Raw genomic sequence first — 17444 nt, 5'->3', positions numbered from 1 at the left:
TGTTCCACGGAAGTAGGTTCGCCCCCGAGTGGAGTTCGAACCTATGTGAGTGCACCCCGCAATTGGCTCGTATTGAGATCACAGACAGCTGGGTTGTTGAACCTAAATGCCTCCGTTATTTACCTGTATTCAGAACAACAGAATTAACCCACGGACTCGAATATACAGATCGGGTAAAAATAGTTAACTGTGTAAGTGATATCATTCGTTGAAATTTTAATATCACATATACAGCTAAGCAGAATCATCCAGCCAAATAGCGCTAATAGATATACAGCTAAACTACCTTATTCGTAGATCTACAATAACACTAAGTGTGAAGAGATATCACTCCTCTGTATGTCCGCTGAGGAATCCACCGAACGAAAGACGGTGATGACGTACGTTCCTGGCTATCAAAAGGAACGGTGGCGTGCTCACGCCGAGGAGTTGGGAATGAGTCAGAGCGAGTACGTCCGGACGATGGTCCAAGCCGGGCGGCGCGAATTCGAGATTCCATCCGCGCCGGGGTCGGAACACGAAAATGGGGCGTCTCCGGAGGGCGGACTTACGGACGGAACCCCTGGGGTTCAAGCCCGGAAGAGCGGCCTTCAAAATCAAGTACTCGACGTGCTTTCTTCGTCGACGTACTGCTCGTGGGATGACCTTCTCGCAGCGTTGACAGACGACATCGAAGATCGACTCGACGACACGCTTCAAGAAATGCAGTCCGCAGACGAAATTCGATACAGCGGCCGTCACGACGGATACACGTTGTCCGCGGACGACACTACTGGACCATGAGCACGGGGACGACTGGCGATGACGACTTCGCCGATCCGATCGCGTACTTCCTCGAAGATATGACCTACCACGGGAAGTCCGAACGAACTCGTGAGGCGTACGAGCGGGTACTTCGCCGCTTCGAGGACTTTCTCGAGGATCCGTCCAGGAATCCCCGTGGGACGCGAATCACTCCCGAAGCAGCAACCCATCGCGACTGTATGGCGTGGGTTCACTCGCTCCGCCGCTCGGACGTCGCGGACAGCACCGTCGCGACGTACGCGTCGTACCTGCATCGATTTTACGCGTATCTGGCACAGATCGGCGCGTTCGACTCCAATCCGATGGCACTCGTCGTCGAAGAGATGGACGAACGAATCGATACAAACCCGTCGCGTCGCGATGTCTCCCTTCCAGCGATGCGATCGTTCGTCGAAGCGGTCTCTCATCCGCTCGATCACGCGGTGATCGTCACGCTTCTGAAAACCGGAATGCGAGTCGGCGAACTCTGTAATCTCGACCTGCGTGACGTGGTTCTCTCATCGACCGCGAGCGAGAGCCGCGATCCGGCCATCACCGCTGTATCGACCGCCGACGTCTCGGCGCGGGCCCAACTCGACGGTCGCGGTCCGTCGCTGTACGTCGCTGCTGAACCGACTGCCGGGGAAGCGTTCGCTGGCGAAATTCGGTCTGCATCGAACAAACGAAAGCGGTCGACGATCGTCCCGGTCGACGACGAACTCGCGACCGTTCTGCGCCGTTGGCTCGCGATCCGTCCGGAATCCCGTTCATCGGCTGAACCTCTCTTTCTGAGTACCTCGGGGAGTTGGGGCTCTCGGCTCACGCCCGATATGGTTCATCACCTCGTCGAGGGTCACGCGATCCAAGCGGGTTGGTACCGCCCTGGAGGTGGTGCCGAAGAGAACGTCACTCCTCACTACTTCCGGCACTTCTTCACGACGCATCTCCGGGACCGAACCGGCGATCGTGGTATCGTCAAGTACCTCCGCGGGGACGTCGGCGGCGACATCATCGACACGTACACGCACAACTGGGGGGATCGGGTACGCGAAACCTATGAGTCTCACATTTACTCGTTGTACTGAGATCGTTTCAGAGCGGCCATATAAATCATATATTGCTATATTAAATGTTCCTCTACCGCCGTCCGATCTCCAACCCGCCCCGTTTAAGTCCCGCGAGGACCTCGCTCGCGTATGCACGTCGCGCTGGGCGGGACGTTCGACCCGGTTCACGACGGACACCGCGCGCTCTTCGAACGGGCCTTCGAGTTGGGCGATGTGACCGTCGGATTGACCAGCGACGAGCTCGCACCGAAGACCCGGCACGTCGACCGGTACGTTCGGTCGTTCGAGGACAGAAAGCGGGATCTCCTGGCCGAATTGGAGCCGATCGCCGAAGCACACGGACGTGAGTTCGCGGTTCGGAAGCTCGATGAACCCACCGGCATCGCCACCGAAGAGAAGTTCGACGTCCTGATCGTCTCACCGGAGACGCGAGACGGGGGCGAGCGGATCAACGAGATCCGTGGCGAGCGGGGGTACGATCCCCTCGAAATCGAGGTCGTCGGCCACGTCACCGCCGAGGACGGCGATCGGATCTCCTCGACGCGAATCGTACAGGGCGAGATCGACGAACACGGGAACCTCACCCCGGAACGGGAGGGGCGCGGTCCCGACCGACCGAGTGAGGGCGAGTCCGAGCCACCGGGTGCCTAACGGGCGAAACCTACTCCTTTCGCCGAGAGTTACCACGAGGGCGGTCGAAATCCCGCGGATTCGAGAATCGGTTTCCAGTGTTGTTGGACGCTGAGTCGACTCACGTCCATCGCGTCGGCGACGCGAGACTGCGGCCGTTCCTCGCCTGCGATGAGCGCGCCAGCGTAGAGGCTGGCTGCGGCGACAGCGCGTTTCGAGCGCTCCTCGTCCGGGATCTCCGAGAGAAACAGGTCGGCGGCGACCGATCGGGCTTCCGATCCGAGTCCGAGTCGGTCGGCGGCGCGTTCGATCCGCGTCAACCACTCGTCGTTGTCGACGCGGTCCCGTGCGCTGTACATATCTCTGAGTGAGACGGCATCGCATAAGAACCCTCCGCGAGGAGCGACAGGTTGATTTGTGAGTTCGCAGAAGGAAGTGTTGCGCGCGGGTAGCCAAGCGGTCAACGGCGCAGCGCTTAGGACGCTGTGGTATAGACCTCCGCAGGTTCGAATCCTGTCCCGCGCATCGCGGGGTCGAACGTAGTAAGATTTCGACAAACGAACGGAGAGCGAAGCGACCCGTCAGTGTCCGAGCGACAGCGGGGGCGACGGCCGTTACAAAGGGTTCGAGCCCCGCGAATTGCAGCGCACGAACGGCGTTCTGGGCTACTCGCTATCTCCTTCGGTCAATTCGATCAGTAGCTGTTTGCTCTCAGGAGCTAATTCTGCCCATCCCACCGTCGTTTCGCTCACGATGTTGTCCGGTCTGAGTGCCGGATCATCAAAGACGAGCGCTGCCGTGAGTTCGGGTGGTCGCAGTTGAGGCCCTGCATCTCCGAAGTCCGATTCCGCATTGCCCACGACGACTCGCCCAACCATTCCGAAGATCTCGTGCGGCGCACAGAGCAGATCATAGACCCCGGGCGTATCGAACCGATACAGCCAGAACGCGCCTCCCGCGAGGACCGGCGACGAGAACGGGGGCACGCCCTCTGGAACGCGTCGCTGTCGACCGAGTCCGGGGTGATATGCGGTCACGGTATGATCCGGCGTCATGAGGTTGAACCGAACCACGTCGCCCGCGCTGACGTGGAGACCAGTCGGTTCGAAAAAGAACTCCGGAATCGGTCGGTCGTCGTCTTCGCCTGGGGGCCGAGTGACGAGGGCTACCTCGTGATCCGGTCGAATCGGGGCGGGAACCGATTCGTCAGCAGAGAGTCCCGTGTAGCCGAGAACCGGGTGAATGCAGTTTGGGCGCGGACACTCACGCCGCCTCTGTCTCTCGCGGCTCGCTCCCGTATTCGTGTTGTTCGTTCCCCGTGCGGAGACAACCCCGCCCGAAGTCGGGAGAAGAGACGCTCCACCAACTGTTTTGAGGACGCTTCGTCTGTTCATAGGCCAGTAGCACTCCACAACCGCTCGCGGCTTTGTTATGGCCCAATTGTTCGCTCAGGTCTCAGTGCGGTATTCGGTAAGGAATACGTTCAACGCAACTATTGAGACCGCCAATCAGGGTGGGTGATTACCCAACAGATTCAATCAGGGTAGGATAACCCGACCGTATCGCAGTCGGGAATTCACCACCGTCTCGATAGCCCCGAGCGGCGTCATACCTGGGATCGGACCCTAACGCTATCGATCGCCCGGAGGGAAAGTCGTTCAGTTCCCGTTACCGCTCTCGCTCTCGACGCCCATCGCTTGGAACAGCTTTCGCCGAACCGCCTCCTCGGTGAGTTGCAACAGCGTATCGCGGTTGTCGTCGCTCGTTTCGATGCCGGTGAAGATCCCCAGCGGGATCTCGACGTCCCCCTGCGTCGAATGGCCGCCGGTTTCGCCGATCCCGTCGAAGGCGTCTTCGAGGATCTTGCCGATGTTCATCCGAATGTCCTTCGAGCGCGCCGAGAGGAAGATCCGGTCGTCGGCGATCCCGAAGACGGCGGTCGTCGTGATGCCCTCCAGTTTGAGAAGGTGTTGAGCGGCCTGCCCGAGCGCGTCGCGGTCGCGGATGAACCCCGCGTTCGAGACGAGGTGGCTACCCTGGACCTCGCGGTTCTGGATGGCCTCCGCGAGCACGTCCAGCGTCTCCGGCGACATCGAGGGCGACTCGACTTGCTCTAAGGTGTCGTGGTTCGCGAACGGGTAGAGATAAGCCGCCGCGGTGAGATCCGCGGGGGTCGTCTCCCGCTTGAAATCCAGCGTCTCCGAGCGGATTCCGTACAGGAGCGCGGTCGCGACCGCCTCGCTCGGGGAGATGTTGAACTCCTGGAGGTACTTCGTGAGGATCGTCGACGTCGAGGAGACGTTGGGACGGACGTCCGTGAACGCCGCGTCGATGCCCTCGTCGGGTTCGTAGTGGTCGATGAAGATGTCGATCTCGGCGTCGATGTCGGGGTCGCCGGATTTCATGTGGTCGACCAGCGCCACCGCACCGTACTCCGAGAGCGGCTTGCCCTCCGAGAGCGGGACGAGTTCGATCCCGAGCAGGTTGACGAACGCCCGGTTCTCCTGGTGACCGATCTCGCCGTCGTAGTTGATGACCGCGTCGATGCCGTGGTCTCTGGCAATCGCCTGCAGCGCGGCCGCCGAGGCGATCGAGTCCGGATCGGGATTGTCGTGCGTGAGTACCGCGAGCCCGTCGGAAGCACCTTCGAGAACCTCCGCAAGCTGTCGCGCCTTGTATTCGAGCTCGCCGGATTCGAGCGACCGAAGCGCGGAATCGGCGATGACTTCCGAGGGGTTGATCACGACGTCCGCGCCCAGTTCTTGGAGTTCGTCCTCGGAGACGGGGTCGGAGGCCCGGACGACGATGAACTGATCGCTCCCCGTCTCGCGGATCGCCGAGACGGCCGCCTTGTTGGCCTCGACGTCCGAGGCGAGAATCAACACGACGTCTCTGTCCGAAACTGCCTCCGCGACGTCCGGATCGGCGATATCCGTCTGTTGGGCGTTCAGATCCTGATCGCGAAGTGATTCGACGCGACTCTCGTCTTTGTCGAGGATGAGGACGTCTTTCCCCTCCTCGACGAGGTCTTCGGCCACCGCGTAGCCGACGCTCCCGCACCCGAGGATAGCGTAGGTGGACATCGAAGAGATTGTTGCCCCGGCACTCATTCTGCGCACAACTCGGACCGGACGACACTTAACAGCACCCGTTTGTTCGGGATATTGTTGGGTTTATCCTGTCGCAGGCACGTCTCGATCGGCGAGTGGTTCGATTCGGTATCCGTACGTGCGTCACCGACCCCCGTGACAGCGAGTCTCCGTCGCCCTCCCGAAAGGAAACATCTTTAATCGCGCCACCGAAACGGTCGAGTGCGAAGGGCCGGTAGCTCAGTCCGGCAGAGCGTCTGACTCTTAATCAGACGGTCGCGCGTTCAAATCGCGTCCGGCCCGTTTCTTCGAGGACTGATGAGGAGTGTGTCCATCAATAGGTGCTTAGAGCCTCTGCCACGGTGTCGATTTCCGTACAAACCCGCGGACACGAAACTCGAACTCTCCGGCGTCGTGCTCTCGGAGCTCTATGATCCCGTCGAACAGACCGATCATCGTGTTGACGACCTGTGGATCGTGGCTATCGGCGTTCAGTGGGTAATACCCCCGTCAGATTATCCGTAGTCTCAAAAGTATTCTCTTCCGCATACGCTACCGGAATCACAATCGACCCAAAGCGCGGACGAGACCGACGTCTCCGGTCGAAAGGAAGTCGGCTCAGTCACCCCTCACTTAATTCCTCCAACAGCGTCTCCAACCCGTAGTTCTGGAGGGCACGGTGGCTGTGTCTGAGCGTCGAGACGACGAAGGTCGAGTTCGTCCGGCGCACCTCCTCGATCGTTTCGAGGTCCGTGATGAGCCGCTCGACCATCTCTTGATCGGGGAGGTGAGCGATGACGACGAAGTCGGTCTCGCCCATCGTGAAGTACGCCTGTGAGACGCCTTCGACGGCGAGAACCTTCTCCTCGAAATCGTGATGAGAGCCGTGATAATCAGTGAGCAACTCGACGATGACCGTCACGCCGAGACCGACCTTCTCTAAGTCGATGTCGTAGAGGTCGTTCTCGATGACTCCGGCTTCGCGGAGGTTGTTCAGGCGGTAGTGGATCGTCGAGACCGGAATGTCGGTCTCCTCGTGCAGTCGCTCGGGGCTGCCGGTGCCGAGGTCGGAGATGGCCTTCAGGAGGCGAATGTCGCGTTCGTCCATACGTACGATGGGTACCGTTTCTCGTCAGGTCGGTTGTAAGTTCCGCATCGATCAGTCGTCAAGACGGACTAATTTTGGCCCGAGGGACGCACCGTCCCCACAAATGACTTATACCGCTAGGGGAGACATCGCCTATGTTCGATCCGTTACAACTGTCGCTGGACCCGACGCAACTCGGCTTGGAGTTCGGCAGCGGCGCGGTCATCGGCGGCATCATCGGCTTCGCGGCGAAGAAAGTCGCGAAAATCATCGCCATCATCGTCGGTCTCGAACTGGCGCTCTTCAAGTTCCTCGAATCCCGCGGCATCCTCACCGTCGACTGGGAGCGACTCACTGCTGGACTCGTGAAGACGACCCAGGGCGCGGCGAACGGCACGCCGCCCGATTGGGTCTCGACGATTCTCTCGACGCTGTCGGTTTCGGCGGGATTCACCGGCGGCTTCCTCGTCGGCTTCAAGAAGGGATAGTTTCGGTCGCGACGGTTCGCTGTCGTCGGGCTACCGCGTACTGAGTTCGTCTTTGTCCTTGACGATCCGCGTTTCGGCCTCCCCGGAGGTCATCTCGTTGACGAGGTCGTAGAAGTCGTTCTGCATCCCGGCCGGGAAGGTAACGACGCCGACCCACGAGCCGTCCGGCTGCCACTCCTCGCGTTCGAGGTCGCCGTACTCGCGGACTTGCGCCTGCGTTTTTCCGGCGTAGTTGGCGGGGATCTGTACCGCGACGGTCACCTCGTCGAAACGGATCGGGATCACCGGGCGCAGCGCCTCGAGCGCGTCGTCGACCTGCGATTCGGCGGGTTCCATTGGATCGACGCGGAATCCGGCTTCTTCGAGCGCCCGCTCGATCCGCTCGGGGGGATGCGGCGCGTTGTCCATCTGCGGATTGACCGCGTTCCGCGCGATGCGGTTGATCAGGTTCCGGCGCTTCTGCTCCTGCATCTCGCGGCGCTGCTCGGCGGTGATCTGGATCTCCCCGCGGCGGACGACCTCGGGGATGATTTCGAGGGGGTCCGTCGTACCGAACACCGTCTCCAGATCCGTTTCGGTGGGTCTGTCACCGCGCGATGCGTCCTCGAAGACGTCCTGTGCCGCGATGACGTCCTCCAGGTCGCCCTCGAACTCGCCGCGCTTGATCGCAAGCGCGGCGTCGGGGTCGACGAGCACCTCGAATCGCTCGCCGTGAGATTCGAGTCGTGCTGTGACGGCCTCGTCGAGTGAGATCATACTGCGTCATTCTTCCTCCGTGGTAAAAAGCTCTCCCCGATTCGGCCCGGCCGTTCGATCGCTGCACGTCTCGGCGAATCCGGTTCGAACCGAACTCGAACACGCCCGGACCGGATCCGTTCAATCGTGGTCAATGGCCGTTTCAGTCCTCGACCGAGTCGTTAATCGCCGATTAATTAAACGGTAGTACGATGTGTGAATCGTATGGTCCGTGCTGTCGAACCTGACGCCGAGTTGACTGCGAAGCATCTCTATCACGTTGTTTGTCACGACTGTCTGAGGGAATCGCTCTCCAGCGGTGCGGCGGAAGCGGAGAAACAGGTCGACGAACACCGCTCCGCAACCGGACATCACGTCGAGTTCGCGACGCTCTCGAACGAAACAAAAGCGTAACGCTGTGCGTCTCGGGTCGTAGGCTGTCCGCGATCGAACTCACCGCTAATAGACGGGTGAACACTGTCCCGTGGAACCGGTCTCGAATGGAACCGCCCTCGAATCTCAGCCAGAAAGCTCTTCGATGATGCCGAGCAGATCGCTCTTGTCCTGCACCCCGATGACGCGTTCGGCCTCCTCGCCGTTCTTGTAGAACTGCAGCGTCGGGACCGATCGGACGCCCGCGTCGCGCGCGACGTCCTGTAACTCGTCGATGTCGACTTTCAATACGGCCGCGTCGGTCTCGCCCGCGATCTCCTCGACCGTGGGTTCGAGCATCTTACACGGGCCGCACCAGTCGGCGTAGTAGTCGACGAGGACGACGTCGTGCTCGGCAACGAGTTCTGCGAGGTGTTCTGCGCTCTCGACGTGGATCGGCGCGCCAGTCGCTTCGGGCGTGCTCATACCGGGACGTACTAGCGGCAGCCCCTTACCTATTTCGAGGGTGGGGGCGGTGCTCGCACGAGCGTTCAGACCGGCGCTTCCGATCAGGAGTCTGATCCGCGCTCGACGTCGTACCGGAGCAGCACTCCGTCGTCGACGCGCGCCACGTCTCGCAGGTCGAGGCGGGTGAACGAGTCGACGAACCCCGTCCCGTCCGCGAGCGTGGGGGCGTCCCGTCCGCCGATGACCAGCGAGCCGACATAGAGGAACAGTTCGTCGACCAGGTCGTCGTCGAACAGCGAGTAGATGATCTCGCCGCCGCCTTCGACCATCAGGTCGTCGATTCCCCGGTCGGACAGCTCCGACAGCGCCTCCGAAAGGGCGACGCGCCCTTCACCGTCGACGTGCCCGTCACCGTCGCCGCGGCCATCCGCACCGGCGACGACGACCTCCGCGCCCGCGTCGGCGAGCGCCTCTCTCCGAGTTCGACTGGTCGCTGCCGAGACGACGACGTACGTCGTCGCCGCGCTATCGAGAATTCTCGCGTCCGGCGGCGTTCGAGCGCTGGAATCGACGACCACTCGCGCGGGATTCGGGTCTTCGCCGCGCTCCCGACGCTCCTCGCGGAGCGCCGGATCGTCGAGCGTCAGGTGCGGGTCGTCGGCGACGACGGTCCCGATGCCGACGAGGACGGCGTCGCTCTCCGCGCGGAGCCGATCGACCCGGGCGAAGTCGTCGTCGCCGCTGATCAGGACCTGTTCGCGCCGACGCGTCGACAGCTTTCCGTCCGCGCTCACCGCGGCGTTGACGACGACGTGCATACCCGCATCAACGGGCTGCCGACGCAAGCGAATTTCGGTCACGGATGGTTCGAAATGAACCAGTAGATCCCGGGACCCGACGAGTTCCGCACACCAGCACGGCCAGCACTTATGTGCGAGAGCGCGAACTATTGAAACGAAATGTCGCCGAAGGTATTGATGCTCGGGTGGGGCTTTCCGCCGAACGTGAGCGGCGGACTCGACACGCACGTCGGGGAACTGTTCGACGGGATGCGAGCGCGGGGAGTCGACGTCGAACTCGTCCTGCCGGCGGAGTACGCACCAGACGACAGAGAGGGAATCGTCGGCGTCCCGACCGGCGACGGCGACATCCTCACGCGAGTCGGTCGGATGAGCGCCACGTTCGCAGAGCGTGCCCAGGAGGCCGACATCGTCCACACTCACGACTGGTTCGGCTACGGGCCCGGATCGCGTGCGCAGTCGAATGCGGACGTCGAGTGGGTGACGACGTTCCACTCGCTGTCGAGCGATCGCAACATCGACCCGCCGAAACGGGAGGTCGAGACCGAACGACGACTCGCGGAGCGCGCCGACCACCTCATCGCGGTGAGCGAACTCACCGCGGCCGACGTCAACGAGAGGTACGGCGGCGACTGCACGGTCATCTACAACGGCTTTTCGGAGTGTTCGACGACCGGCCGTGATTACAAAGAAGAGCTCGGAATCGACGGCGAGATGCTGTTCTTCGTCGGTCGCCACACCGACCAGAAGGGGATCTCGCACCTGGTCTACGCGATGGAGAAACTCCGCCGCGACGACGTCACGCTCGTCATCGGCGGATCCGGACACCTCACAGCGCAACTGAAGCGCTTCGCGGAGCTGCTCGACGTCCACGAACGGATCGAGTGGGTCGGTTACGTCCCCGAGGAAGCGCTCGGCGACTACTACGCCTCCGCCGATCTGTTCGTCTCGCCGTCGCTGGCGGAACCGTTCGGAATCACCATCACCGAGGCGCTGTCCGCGGGAACGCGCGTGGTGGCCACCGAAAGCGGCGTCAACGAGGTGCTTACGGGAGACTGCGTCGTCGAGGTGACCCCGGATTCGAGATCGATCGCCGACGGCATCGATCGAGGGCTCTCACTGGAGGGCGAACCGGAGTACGAGCGGATCACGTGGGAGGAGGTCGTCGACGAGACGGTCGCCTTCTACGAACAAATCGTCTGAGGCCGAGGCTCGACGGCGTCACGCGGGTGAGTTCCCGTCAGGGCAACTGCCCGGCGGCTACTCCCCCGTGTCTCATCGGTTCTCCGGTATGAGCCGAAGTCTCACCGCAGCACGCGAACGTCGGTCACCGGTTCCGGGTGTCGGATTCGGTACCCGTCCGCGGTGGGTACCAACCCCTCGCTTGGGAGGCTCTGTCTGGCGGCCTGATACGGGCTGTCGCTTTCGACGCCCTGATACGGGCTGTCACGCGTCCCGCGGTACGGGCTCTCCTGAGCGCTCCCTCGGTACGGGCTGTCGTTCTCCGCTCTTTGGTACGGGCTGTCGTCTCCGACTCCGTGGGACGGACTCCCATCGTGCCGTTCGGCCTCGCGTTCGAAGTCCTCCGGCGGCAGGTAGATCCGCTCCCCGGACGCCGAGCGAACGATCACGGCGGTGTCGCGGTCGCCGCGCATCGTGATGACTGTCTCGCCGCCCTCGACGTTCACGGCGAAGTTCACCCGCGCATCGTCGACGCTCGCCCCGGGGCCACTGCCGTTGCGCGTTCCCATACCGAACGATGAGTCGTCTTCGTACTTATAATTCCGGCAGGTAGATCGTTCGACACAACCGTCAAAGAGTTCCCGAATTGCCCCCGAATGTCAAGTAGTGGGACGACGAATTGGAGGTATGGATCTCAGAGATGCAACGACCGAAGACATCGAGGCGGTTCGTCGGGTAGCAACGGAATCCCTGCGCGCGTCCTACGGTCACGCCATCAACGAGGAAACGATCGAAGCGGCCGTCGAGAAGTGGTACAGCGCCGACCGGTTACGGGCGGCGCTCGAAGACGATCGAGAGATATTCGTCGTCGCCGTCGACGAAGACTCCGTCGTCGGATTCGCACAGAGCGAAATCTCGGAGGGGCGCGAAACCGTGGGGTACCTCGATTGGCTGCACGTCGTCCCCGATAACCGCGGGGGCGGGATCGGCTCGCAGCTCCTCGCGCGGCTCAAGCAGAAACTCATCGCCTCGGGCGTCGACCGGCTGGAGGGTCGCGTCCTCGCGGAGAACGAAGAGGGCGTCGCCTTTTACGAGGAGCAGGGGTTCAGCGAGGTCGGCGAGCGGACCGTCGACATCCGCGGGGAGTCGTTCACCGAGCGCGTCTTCACGACGCTACTGGAGGAGGGAGAGGCCGAACCGACCGCGCTCGTAAATCGCACGACTGACGACGGAACGGCCGTGTACGTCTCCTACGAGGAGTCGATGCGGGGCTCCGACGCGCCGTTCTTCGCCGTGTATCTCGACGAGAACGAAACGGAACGCTACGGGTGGATGTGCGGCGTCGACGAGAGCCTCGACGTCGCGATCGACACGATGGAGCGACTGGAGTGTAACGTCTGCGGGAACCGCCGTAAGCCCGTTCGGTGGGACGCGGCGTACTTGTAACCTGTTTTTCCACGGCGAGGTCCTGGCTGACCTCTCCGCGCAAACAGCCAGCGGAAAAACGTCGTTCGGCTCGCGTTCGCGAGCTCGCGGCCTAGCGAGGGACGGTGAACGACCCCGCGATGGACCCGAATCGATCCGAGGAGGGGGAGATGCCCTTCGATTCCAAGCGTATGGCCTACGGCGGCTTTCGATCTCTCGTCAGTTACGAACAATGAACGACCCGATCGTCCACCGAAGTCACTACAAGTAGCGGGTAAAGCAGCGCGACGTCTCGCCTCGGTGGATCCGAACCAGCTACTGCTGGAGTAGCTATTCGAGCCGTTCGACCACGAACTCGGTCGCGGCGGGAACGGCGCGCGCGTAGAGTTCAACCCAAGCGAGGTCTCCTTCGACGCGCACGGCGTCGCCGTACCGTTCCTCGATGCGATAGGTTACGTACTCGAAGGTCCCGAGCGTCGGTCGAACGATCTGGGCGGCCATTCGCGGATTCTCGCTCTCCCCGATGGCGGTGATTGCTTCCCGCGCCCGGTCGGCCGTTCGCGAGACCGACTCGGTCGTGACGTCACCCTGGTATGCGCCGTCGCGGATTCCGTGTATCGTCGCTCGGAGTGCCTCGACGCCCGCCAGGATTCGTCCCGCTTCGATAACGGCGGATGCGAATCGGCCGTCGTTTCGATGCTCCCGCGCCTCCTCGGTCCTCGCCTCGACGGATCCGCTGGCCCGTCTGAACAACCACCGGCCCGGCGTTCCGTCGAGGTCGGCGCGGAACGGTAACTCCTCGCGGTCGAGAAAGTCGCTAACGGACGAGCGTGTGCGCGAAGCCGCATATTCGAGGCGCTTCGACGCCTCGATCAGTGCAGTCCACTGCGGGGCCGTCTCGGAGCGCTCGCCCAGATACGCTTCTCTCAGTCGACGGGCGTCGGCGAACGTCGCACTGGCGAGTTCCACCTGTCCGACAGCGTCCCCGGCTTGGAACGGACGGGCGACCGGATCGGACGGATACGGGGGGTCAGGGCGAACGCGTCGGCGGCAATCCCCTACCAGGTCTTCTATCGGTGCGTGCGCGAGCACCGCCTCCAACGGCGACGACGCGCGGTACTCGTGGTCGGCAACGAAGGATCCGAGATCATCGCGCACCCCACGCCGCTGTTCCGTGACCGCCTCCGCGTCGTCTTCACCTGTCGCGGCGCGGTGCGTTCCCAGAACGCTCGCGGCCTCGTTCCGACGCCCGCGCCACTCCGAGAGTTGCTCGGTCGGCCAGGGTTCGTCCGGCTCATCATCAAGCCGATCCGCGGCGCGTTCGCGGTTCGATCGCACCTCCTCGGCGACAGCGCCGTTGGGCAGAGATGGCTCGGACGGAACCGCCGCGAGTAACTCGCGGGACCGCTCGCGGTGGGCGTTCACCAGGCTCGTGGGAACGGCGACCGGGAACGGCGATTCGGGCCACGCGAGCGACCCGATGTCGTCAGTTGACAGTGACACGTCCTCATCGTCGGACTGGTCGTTCCCGAACGGCAGGGCTGCACACCCGGCCAATCCGGTGACGCCGACGGCTCCGAGTCCGGCGAGCACGTTGCGACGCGACCTCATTCGCCGCCACCCCCGTTCGCGGGCGTCACCGTCGCGTTGAAGTATTCCCCACGGGGCGAGCGGCGGCAAGAACTTGACATCCCGCGACCCATCCCGGAGGACTGCTCGGCGGCGACGGGCAGCCGAATTGCGAACCCGACGGTGTGGATTTCCTCGACGCTGCATTCGAAGTCAGCAGGACGATGCGTTCGGCAGAAGTCGGCGTGCGGGTGGAGGTCGTCGTTTTTCAGCTCGTCGCGCTCGACGGTCGCCGACCGGAGGCGGATCTCGTAACATGCTTCAACGGGCATCGAGAGGAGGTACACCGACGACGAGTCGAAGTCCGTCTCTGCGACGAACGAGCGGAGGCGCTCGGCCTCCTGCACGTCGCCGAATGTGAGTTCGGCGAGATCGTCCTCGGAGACGATGACGCTTCGCCCGGTACGGGCATACCGACCGCGCCCTTCGTCGCTCGGCGTCGGCAACTTCTCTCTTTGGGCGAACAATGCGGCTCCGTCCTCATTGCGGACGTGAGCCGCTTCGTACTCTTCGATCGTGCTTTGACTTCTCCGGTGGTCGATCATCGGGAGATCAGCCTCGCTGGAACACCCGGCGAGTGCAGCGATCCCGGACGCGACCGTGAGGAGGGCTCGGCGGCGGGTCAGGGAGGGCATCATCGCTGACATCGAGTGGCGGTGTAAAACATTTTCTGGAGCCGTCGTTCCTGTACCACGCCGGATAAGATGCAAGCGCGTTATCTCCGCTGATTCACGGATGACGACGAGAGATCAAGCGTAGCGAATTACTCAGCATGGGAAGACGGCGTCACGCTCCGAATAGCCGTTTATCGGCGATCTATCAAAAAGGGTGTGTCGCATACGGGCTGTGTAGTCATTATCTCTTGAGGAATGAACGAACTGGGATCGATACTGTCCAAATTGCCCGAAGTCAACCTTATCTGGGTCGCACACGTATAGAACGGGTCTATGGTAGTCCGAGAACCACAGGGGAAACAGGCCACGTTGGCGGAGTTCGAGACGAGCTTCAGTATGGACGAAGGGATCTGGAGGGAAGCCTACTGGGGGGATATGCGCGTCGGGTACGAGACGTACCTCAAGGAGTACGACGACGCGCCACTCCTGATGGGGCTCCCGAACGATCGGTGTCAATGCCCGCACTGGGGATACCTGTTGTCGGGGCGTATGACTGTTCGGTACGCCAACTACGAGGAGGTCGTCGAAGCAGGGAGCGTCTATTACATGTCGCCGGATCACAGCATCAAGGTAGATCCAGGGACCGTGCTGATCGAGTTCAGCCCGTTAGACGAGTGGGAAAAATTGATGGAAGTGGCCGAAAAGAATATCGCGGAATTAGCGAAGGAAGGGACCGACACCGAGTGAGACCCGGTTTCGAGACGCCACTCTTGTCTGAAACGTGAAATCGATGATCCAGAACGGCGTCTGACTCTCTGTCACTAGTGATTGCATCGCGAGGGTCGCGAACGCGGGCCGAGCGGAATTTGTCGCGCTAGGTCTTTGCGCGGATTGGTCCGATCGGGTTCCTGCGTCGAAAAAGGGAGGTGGGGAGAAGGGGGAGGATTACTGCTGCACTTTGTGCTGAATGTCGGTGACGACTTCGGGGTTTCTGAGCGTCGTCGTATCGCCGAGTTCCTCGCCGTTGGCGATCTCTTCGAGCAGGCGGCGCATAATTTTCCCAGAGCGCGTCTTGGGGAGTTCGGGGGTGAAGATCACCTGCTCGGGTCGGGCGATCGGACCGATCGCGTCCTCGACGCCCTCGATGATCCGTCCGCGCATCTCGTCGCTCCCCTCGTAGCCGTCTTCGAGGATGACGTACGCGTAGACGGCCTCGCCTTTCACATCGTGGTCGCCGCCGACGACCGCGGCCTCGGCGACGCCCTCGACGCCGACGATAGCCGATTCGATCTCCATCGTTCCCAACCGATGGCCGGAGACGTTGAGCACGTCGTCGACGCGGCCGAGGATCGTGATGTAGCCGTCGTCGTCGATCTTCGCGCCGTCCTCGGGGAAGTACACCCACTCGTCGGCGTCGGGGTCTGAGTACTCCGTCCAGTACTCCTCGACGAACCGCTCGTCGTTGTTATACAGCGTCCGCAACATCCCCGGCCACGGTTTGTTGACCGTGAGGTAGCCCGCGCGTCCGGCGTCGACCTCCTCGCCCGCGGTGTCGACGACTCTGGCGTCGATTCCCGGGAGTGGTGGGCCCGCCGAGCCAGGCTTCATCGTGCCGACGCCGGGCAGCGTTGTCACCATCATTCCACCCGTTTCGGTCTGCCACCAGGTGTCGACGATCGGGCACGCCTCGTCGCCGATGTGTTTGTAGTACCACTTCCACGCGCGCGGGTTGATCGGCTCGCCGACGGTGCCGAGGAGGCGGAGACTGGAGAGGTCGTGCTCCTCGGGGAACTGCTGGCCCCACTTCATAAATGCGCGAATCGCGGTCGGCGCGGTGTAGAACACGTCGACGGCGTACTTCTCGACGAGTTCCCAGAGGCGGTCGCGCTCGGGGTAGTCGGGCGTGCCCTCGTACATCACCGTCGTCGTCCCGAGCGCCAGCGGCCCGTAGACGATGTAGGAGTGACCCGTGATCCAACCGATGTCGGCCGCGCACCAGTAGGTGTCCTCGGGCTTCAGATCGAGCACGGCGTGGGAGGTCCACGCCGTGTACGCGAGGTAGCCGCCGGTGGTGTGCTTGACGCCCTTCGGCTCGCCGGTCGTCCCGGACGTGTACATCAGGAAGAGCATATCCTCAGCGTCGCGTTCGACGGGGTCGACCCGCTCGCCCTGCTGCTCGTCGAGCAGGTCGTCCCAATCGTGTTGGTTACCCTTCAGGTCGTGACCGAAGCCGTCGTCGCCGAGACGGTCGACGACGACGGCTGCGTCGACGCCGTGATCGACGCCCTCGAGGCCCTCGTTCGCTTTTTCAAGGTGATCGAGCGGGTCGCCGCGGCGGTAGTAGCCGTCGCAGGTGACCAGATATCGAGAGTCCGCAGAGTTCATCCGCGTCGCGAGCGCATCCGCCGAGAAGCCCGCGAACACGACCGAGTGAGGCGCGCCGATGCGGGCGCAGGCGAGCATCGCGATCGGCAGTTCCGGGACCATCGGCATGTAGAGCGTGACGACGTCGTCCTCCTCGACGCCGAGGTCGCGGAGGCTCGCCGCGAACTCGTTGACTTCCCGATAGAGGTCCTGATACGTGTACGTCCGCGTCTCGCCGTGTTCGCCCTCCCACTTGATGGCGACGCGGTTCTTATCGCCGTTCTCGACGTGGCGATCCACGCAGTTGTACGAGGCGTTCAGCGTTCCGTCCGCGAACCACTCGTAGAACGGGCCGTCCGAGTCGTCGAGGACCTCCGAGTAGTCGCGCTCCCAGTCGAGGAGGTCGGCCGCGCGGGTCCACGACCGCGGCCAGTTCTCCTCGAACTCCTCGTAGATCGCCTCGTCGGCGACGTTCGCCTGCTCGACGAACTCCTCGCTCGGCTCGAACTCCTCCCGCTCTACCAAGCGCGCTTCGAGTTCTCCGTCTCCATCGCTCATATTCGTCTGTATTATTCGAACACCGGATGATAAATCTGTGCGACAGTCCCACACTCCTCCCGCCTAAACGGGTGACTACGTCGCGTTCTTCGAGCGGAGCGTCCGGATTCGATGGCTCTCAGTCGACTGGAACAGCCCGATGTGTTTTTCTCA

19 protein-coding genes and 2 tRNA genes are annotated in these 17444 nt (G+C 62.5%); 10 read left to right on the top strand and 11 right to left on the bottom strand.

What is annotated here, in order from left to right; genetic code table 11:
* Window positions 1-339 precede the first annotated feature (339 nt).
* From FJT57_RS05795 to FJT57_RS05785, 3 genes are all read left to right on the top strand, one after another.
* Window positions 340-783, top strand: a complete 444-nt coding sequence (locus tag FJT57_RS05795) for a DUF5805 domain-containing protein (protein ID WP_144902824.1) — start codon at window positions 340-342, stop codon at window positions 781-783.
* A complete protein-coding gene (locus FJT57_RS05790; RefSeq protein ID WP_144902821.1) occupies window positions 780-1868 on the top strand; it encodes a tyrosine-type recombinase/integrase in 1089 nt (362 codons plus the stop codon). Before FJT57_RS05795 ends, FJT57_RS05790 begins: the two co-directional genes overlap by 4 nt.
* Window positions 1869-1979: 111 nt before the next feature.
* A complete protein-coding gene (locus FJT57_RS05785; protein WP_144902818.1) occupies window positions 1980-2501 on the top strand; it encodes a phosphopantetheine adenylyltransferase in 522 nt (173 codons plus the stop codon).
* A 29-nt stretch (window positions 2502-2530) separates the two neighbouring features.
* On the opposite strand, the gene FJT57_RS05780 is transcribed toward FJT57_RS05785, so the two are convergent.
* Window positions 2531-2839, bottom strand: a complete 309-nt coding sequence (locus FJT57_RS05780; protein WP_144902815.1) for a transcription initiation factor IIB family protein — start codon at window positions 2837-2839, stop codon at window positions 2531-2533.
* Window positions 2840-2922: 83 nt separating this feature from the next.
* On the opposite strand from FJT57_RS05780, the gene FJT57_RS05775 reads away from it, so the two are divergent.
* A tRNA-Leu gene (locus tag FJT57_RS05775) sits at window positions 2923-3005 on the top strand.
* Between the two features lie 140 nt (window positions 3006-3145).
* Here the strand turns inward: FJT57_RS05775 and FJT57_RS05770 are convergent.
* Both FJT57_RS05770 and FJT57_RS05765 read right to left on the bottom strand, forming a co-directional pair.
* Entirely contained in the window at window positions 3146-3874 is a 729-nt protein-coding gene (locus tag FJT57_RS05770) for a cupredoxin domain-containing protein (protein WP_144902813.1), read from the bottom strand.
* 264 nt (window positions 3875-4138) lie between these two features.
* Window positions 4139-5590 carry a DHH family phosphoesterase gene (locus FJT57_RS05765; protein ID WP_144902810.1) on the bottom strand — a complete coding sequence of 484 codons (1452 nt, stop codon included), beginning with the start codon at window positions 5588-5590 and terminating at the stop codon, window positions 4139-4141.
* Window positions 5591-5798: 208 nt separating this feature from the next.
* On the opposite strand from FJT57_RS05765, the gene FJT57_RS05760 reads away from it, so the two are divergent.
* Window positions 5799-5872 (top strand) — tRNA-Lys (locus tag FJT57_RS05760).
* Between the two features lie 319 nt (window positions 5873-6191).
* Here the strand turns inward: FJT57_RS05760 and FJT57_RS05755 are convergent.
* Complete coding sequence (locus tag FJT57_RS05755) at window positions 6192-6677, bottom strand: Lrp/AsnC family transcriptional regulator (protein ID WP_144902807.1); 486 nt, start codon at window positions 6675-6677, stop codon at window positions 6192-6194.
* A gap of 134 nt (window positions 6678-6811) precedes the next feature.
* Here FJT57_RS05755 and FJT57_RS05750 point away from each other — a divergent pair, with 134 nt between their 5' ends.
* Window positions 6812-7144 carry an FUN14 domain-containing protein gene (locus FJT57_RS05750; RefSeq protein WP_144902804.1) on the top strand — a complete coding sequence of 111 codons (333 nt, stop codon included), beginning with the start codon at window positions 6812-6814 and terminating at the stop codon, window positions 7142-7144.
* A gap of 30 nt (window positions 7145-7174) precedes the next feature.
* On the opposite strand, the gene FJT57_RS05745 is transcribed toward FJT57_RS05750, so the two are convergent.
* Window positions 7175-7900, bottom strand: coding sequence for a ribosome assembly factor SBDS (locus tag FJT57_RS05745; RefSeq protein WP_144902801.1), 726 nt, complete (start codon window positions 7898-7900; stop codon window positions 7175-7177).
* A gap of 204 nt (window positions 7901-8104) precedes the next feature.
* On the opposite strand from FJT57_RS05745, the gene FJT57_RS05740 reads away from it, so the two are divergent.
* Window positions 8105-8293 carry a hypothetical protein gene (locus tag FJT57_RS05740; protein ID WP_144902798.1) on the top strand — a complete coding sequence of 63 codons (189 nt, stop codon included), beginning with the start codon at window positions 8105-8107 and terminating at the stop codon, window positions 8291-8293.
* Window positions 8294-8398: 105 nt separating this feature from the next.
* On the opposite strand, the gene trxA is transcribed toward FJT57_RS05740, so the two are convergent.
* On the bottom strand, window positions 8399-8737 hold the full coding sequence (gene trxA / locus FJT57_RS05735) for a thioredoxin (protein WP_144902795.1): 339 nt from the start codon (window positions 8735-8737) through the stop codon (window positions 8399-8401).
* An 83-nt stretch (window positions 8738-8820) separates the two neighbouring features.
* Window positions 8821-9537 (bottom strand): 2,5-diamino-6-(ribosylamino)-4(3H)-pyrimidinone 5'-phosphate reductase, encoded by a 717-nt coding sequence (locus FJT57_RS05730; protein ID WP_144902793.1) that lies wholly within the window; start codon window positions 9535-9537, stop codon window positions 8821-8823.
* A gap of 159 nt (window positions 9538-9696) precedes the next feature.
* On the opposite strand from FJT57_RS05730, the gene FJT57_RS05725 reads away from it, so the two are divergent.
* Window positions 9697-10722 (top strand): glycosyltransferase family 4 protein, encoded by a 1026-nt coding sequence (locus FJT57_RS05725; protein ID WP_144904449.1) that lies wholly within the window; start codon window positions 9697-9699, stop codon window positions 10720-10722.
* 101 nt (window positions 10723-10823) lie between these two features.
* Here the strand turns inward: FJT57_RS05725 and FJT57_RS05720 are convergent, their stop codons facing one another.
* Window positions 10824-11270: a DUF7510 family protein gene (locus tag FJT57_RS05720; protein WP_144902790.1), complete on the bottom strand. Its 447-nt coding sequence runs from the start codon at window positions 11268-11270 to the stop codon at window positions 10824-10826.
* Between the two features lie 118 nt (window positions 11271-11388).
* Here FJT57_RS05720 and FJT57_RS05715 point away from each other — a divergent pair, with 118 nt between their 5' ends.
* Window positions 11389-12147, top strand: coding sequence for a GNAT family N-acetyltransferase (locus FJT57_RS05715; RefSeq protein WP_144902787.1), 759 nt, complete (start codon window positions 11389-11391; stop codon window positions 12145-12147).
* Between the two features lie 309 nt (window positions 12148-12456).
* Here the strand turns inward: FJT57_RS05715 and FJT57_RS05710 are convergent, their stop codons facing one another.
* Both FJT57_RS05710 and FJT57_RS05705 read right to left on the bottom strand, forming a co-directional pair.
* Window positions 12457-13737, bottom strand: coding sequence for a hypothetical protein (locus FJT57_RS05710; protein ID WP_144902784.1), 1281 nt, complete (start codon window positions 13735-13737; stop codon window positions 12457-12459).
* Window positions 13734-14390 (bottom strand): hypothetical protein, encoded by a 657-nt coding sequence (locus FJT57_RS05705; RefSeq protein ID WP_144902781.1) that lies wholly within the window; start codon window positions 14388-14390, stop codon window positions 13734-13736. The genes FJT57_RS05710 and FJT57_RS05705 overlap by 4 nt, the downstream gene beginning before the upstream one ends.
* Before the next feature lie 312 nt (window positions 14391-14702).
* On the opposite strand from FJT57_RS05705, the gene FJT57_RS05700 reads away from it, so the two are divergent.
* On the top strand, window positions 14703-15116 hold the full coding sequence (locus tag FJT57_RS05700) for a cupin domain-containing protein (RefSeq protein WP_144902779.1): 414 nt from the start codon (window positions 14703-14705) through the stop codon (window positions 15114-15116).
* Between the two features lie 198 nt (window positions 15117-15314).
* On the opposite strand, the gene acs is transcribed toward FJT57_RS05700, so the two are convergent.
* Window positions 15315-17291 carry an acetate--CoA ligase gene (gene acs / locus FJT57_RS05695; RefSeq protein WP_144902776.1) on the bottom strand — a complete coding sequence of 659 codons (1977 nt, stop codon included), beginning with the start codon at window positions 17289-17291 and terminating at the stop codon, window positions 15315-15317.
* Window positions 17292-17444: the final 153 nt, after the last annotated feature.

It is taken from the genome of Halobellus captivus, assembly GCF_007655485.1.
In the GTDB taxonomy this organism is placed as follows: Archaea; Halobacteriota; Halobacteria; order Halobacteriales; family Haloferacaceae; genus Haloquadratum; species Haloquadratum captivum.
Note: the sequence above shows the minus strand (reverse complement) of the source record. Positions and strands in the feature narration are given on the sequence as shown.

What these genes read in the sequence shown, in the direction of transcription:
- FJT57_RS05780 (WP_144902815.1), bottom strand. Translation starts at nt 2,839, where the DNA reads ATGTACAGCGCACGGGACCGCGTCGACAACGACGAGTGGTTGACGCGG.
- FJT57_RS05795 (WP_144902824.1), top strand. Translation starts at nt 340, where the DNA reads ATGTCCGCTGAGGAATCCACCGAACGAAAGACGGTGATGACGTACGTT.
- FJT57_RS05745 (WP_144902801.1), bottom strand. Translation starts at nt 7,900, where the DNA reads ATGATCTCACTCGACGAGGCCGTCACAGCACGACTCGAATCTCACGGC.
- FJT57_RS05710 (WP_144902784.1), bottom strand. Translation starts at nt 13,737, where the DNA reads ATGAGGTCGCGTCGCAACGTGCTCGCCGGACTCGGAGCCGTCGGCGTC.
- FJT57_RS05785 (WP_144902818.1), top strand. Translation starts at nt 1,980, where the DNA reads ATGCACGTCGCGCTGGGCGGGACGTTCGACCCGGTTCACGACGGACAC.
- FJT57_RS05715 (WP_144902787.1), top strand. Translation starts at nt 11,389, where the DNA reads ATGGATCTCAGAGATGCAACGACCGAAGACATCGAGGCGGTTCGTCGG.
- FJT57_RS05705 (WP_144902781.1), bottom strand. Translation starts at nt 14,390, where the DNA reads ATGCCCTCCCTGACCCGCCGCCGAGCCCTCCTCACGGTCGCGTCCGGG.
- FJT57_RS05700 (WP_144902779.1), top strand. Translation starts at nt 14,703, where the DNA reads ATGGTAGTCCGAGAACCACAGGGGAAACAGGCCACGTTGGCGGAGTTC.
- FJT57_RS05750 (WP_144902804.1), top strand. Translation starts at nt 6,812, where the DNA reads ATGTTCGATCCGTTACAACTGTCGCTGGACCCGACGCAACTCGGCTTG.
- FJT57_RS05740 (WP_144902798.1), top strand. Translation starts at nt 8,105, where the DNA reads ATGGTCCGTGCTGTCGAACCTGACGCCGAGTTGACTGCGAAGCATCTC.
- FJT57_RS05755 (WP_144902807.1), bottom strand. Translation starts at nt 6,677, where the DNA reads ATGGACGAACGCGACATTCGCCTCCTGAAGGCCATCTCCGACCTCGGC.
- trxA (WP_144902795.1), bottom strand. Translation starts at nt 8,737, where the DNA reads ATGAGCACGCCCGAAGCGACTGGCGCGCCGATCCACGTCGAGAGCGCA.
- FJT57_RS05765 (WP_144902810.1), bottom strand. Translation starts at nt 5,590, where the DNA reads ATGAGTGCCGGGGCAACAATCTCTTCGATGTCCACCTACGCTATCCTC.
- FJT57_RS05720 (WP_144902790.1), bottom strand. Translation starts at nt 11,270, where the DNA reads ATGGGAACGCGCAACGGCAGTGGCCCCGGGGCGAGCGTCGACGATGCG.
- FJT57_RS05730 (WP_144902793.1), bottom strand. Translation starts at nt 9,537, where the DNA reads ATGCACGTCGTCGTCAACGCCGCGGTGAGCGCGGACGGAAAGCTGTCG.
- FJT57_RS05725 (WP_144904449.1), top strand. Translation starts at nt 9,697, where the DNA reads ATGCTCGGGTGGGGCTTTCCGCCGAACGTGAGCGGCGGACTCGACACG.
- FJT57_RS05790 (WP_144902821.1), top strand. Translation starts at nt 780, where the DNA reads ATGAGCACGGGGACGACTGGCGATGACGACTTCGCCGATCCGATCGCG.
- FJT57_RS05770 (WP_144902813.1), bottom strand. Translation starts at nt 3,874, where the DNA reads ATGAACAGACGAAGCGTCCTCAAAACAGTTGGTGGAGCGTCTCTTCTC.
- acs (WP_144902776.1), bottom strand. Translation starts at nt 17,291, where the DNA reads ATGAGCGATGGAGACGGAGAACTCGAAGCGCGCTTGGTAGAGCGGGAG.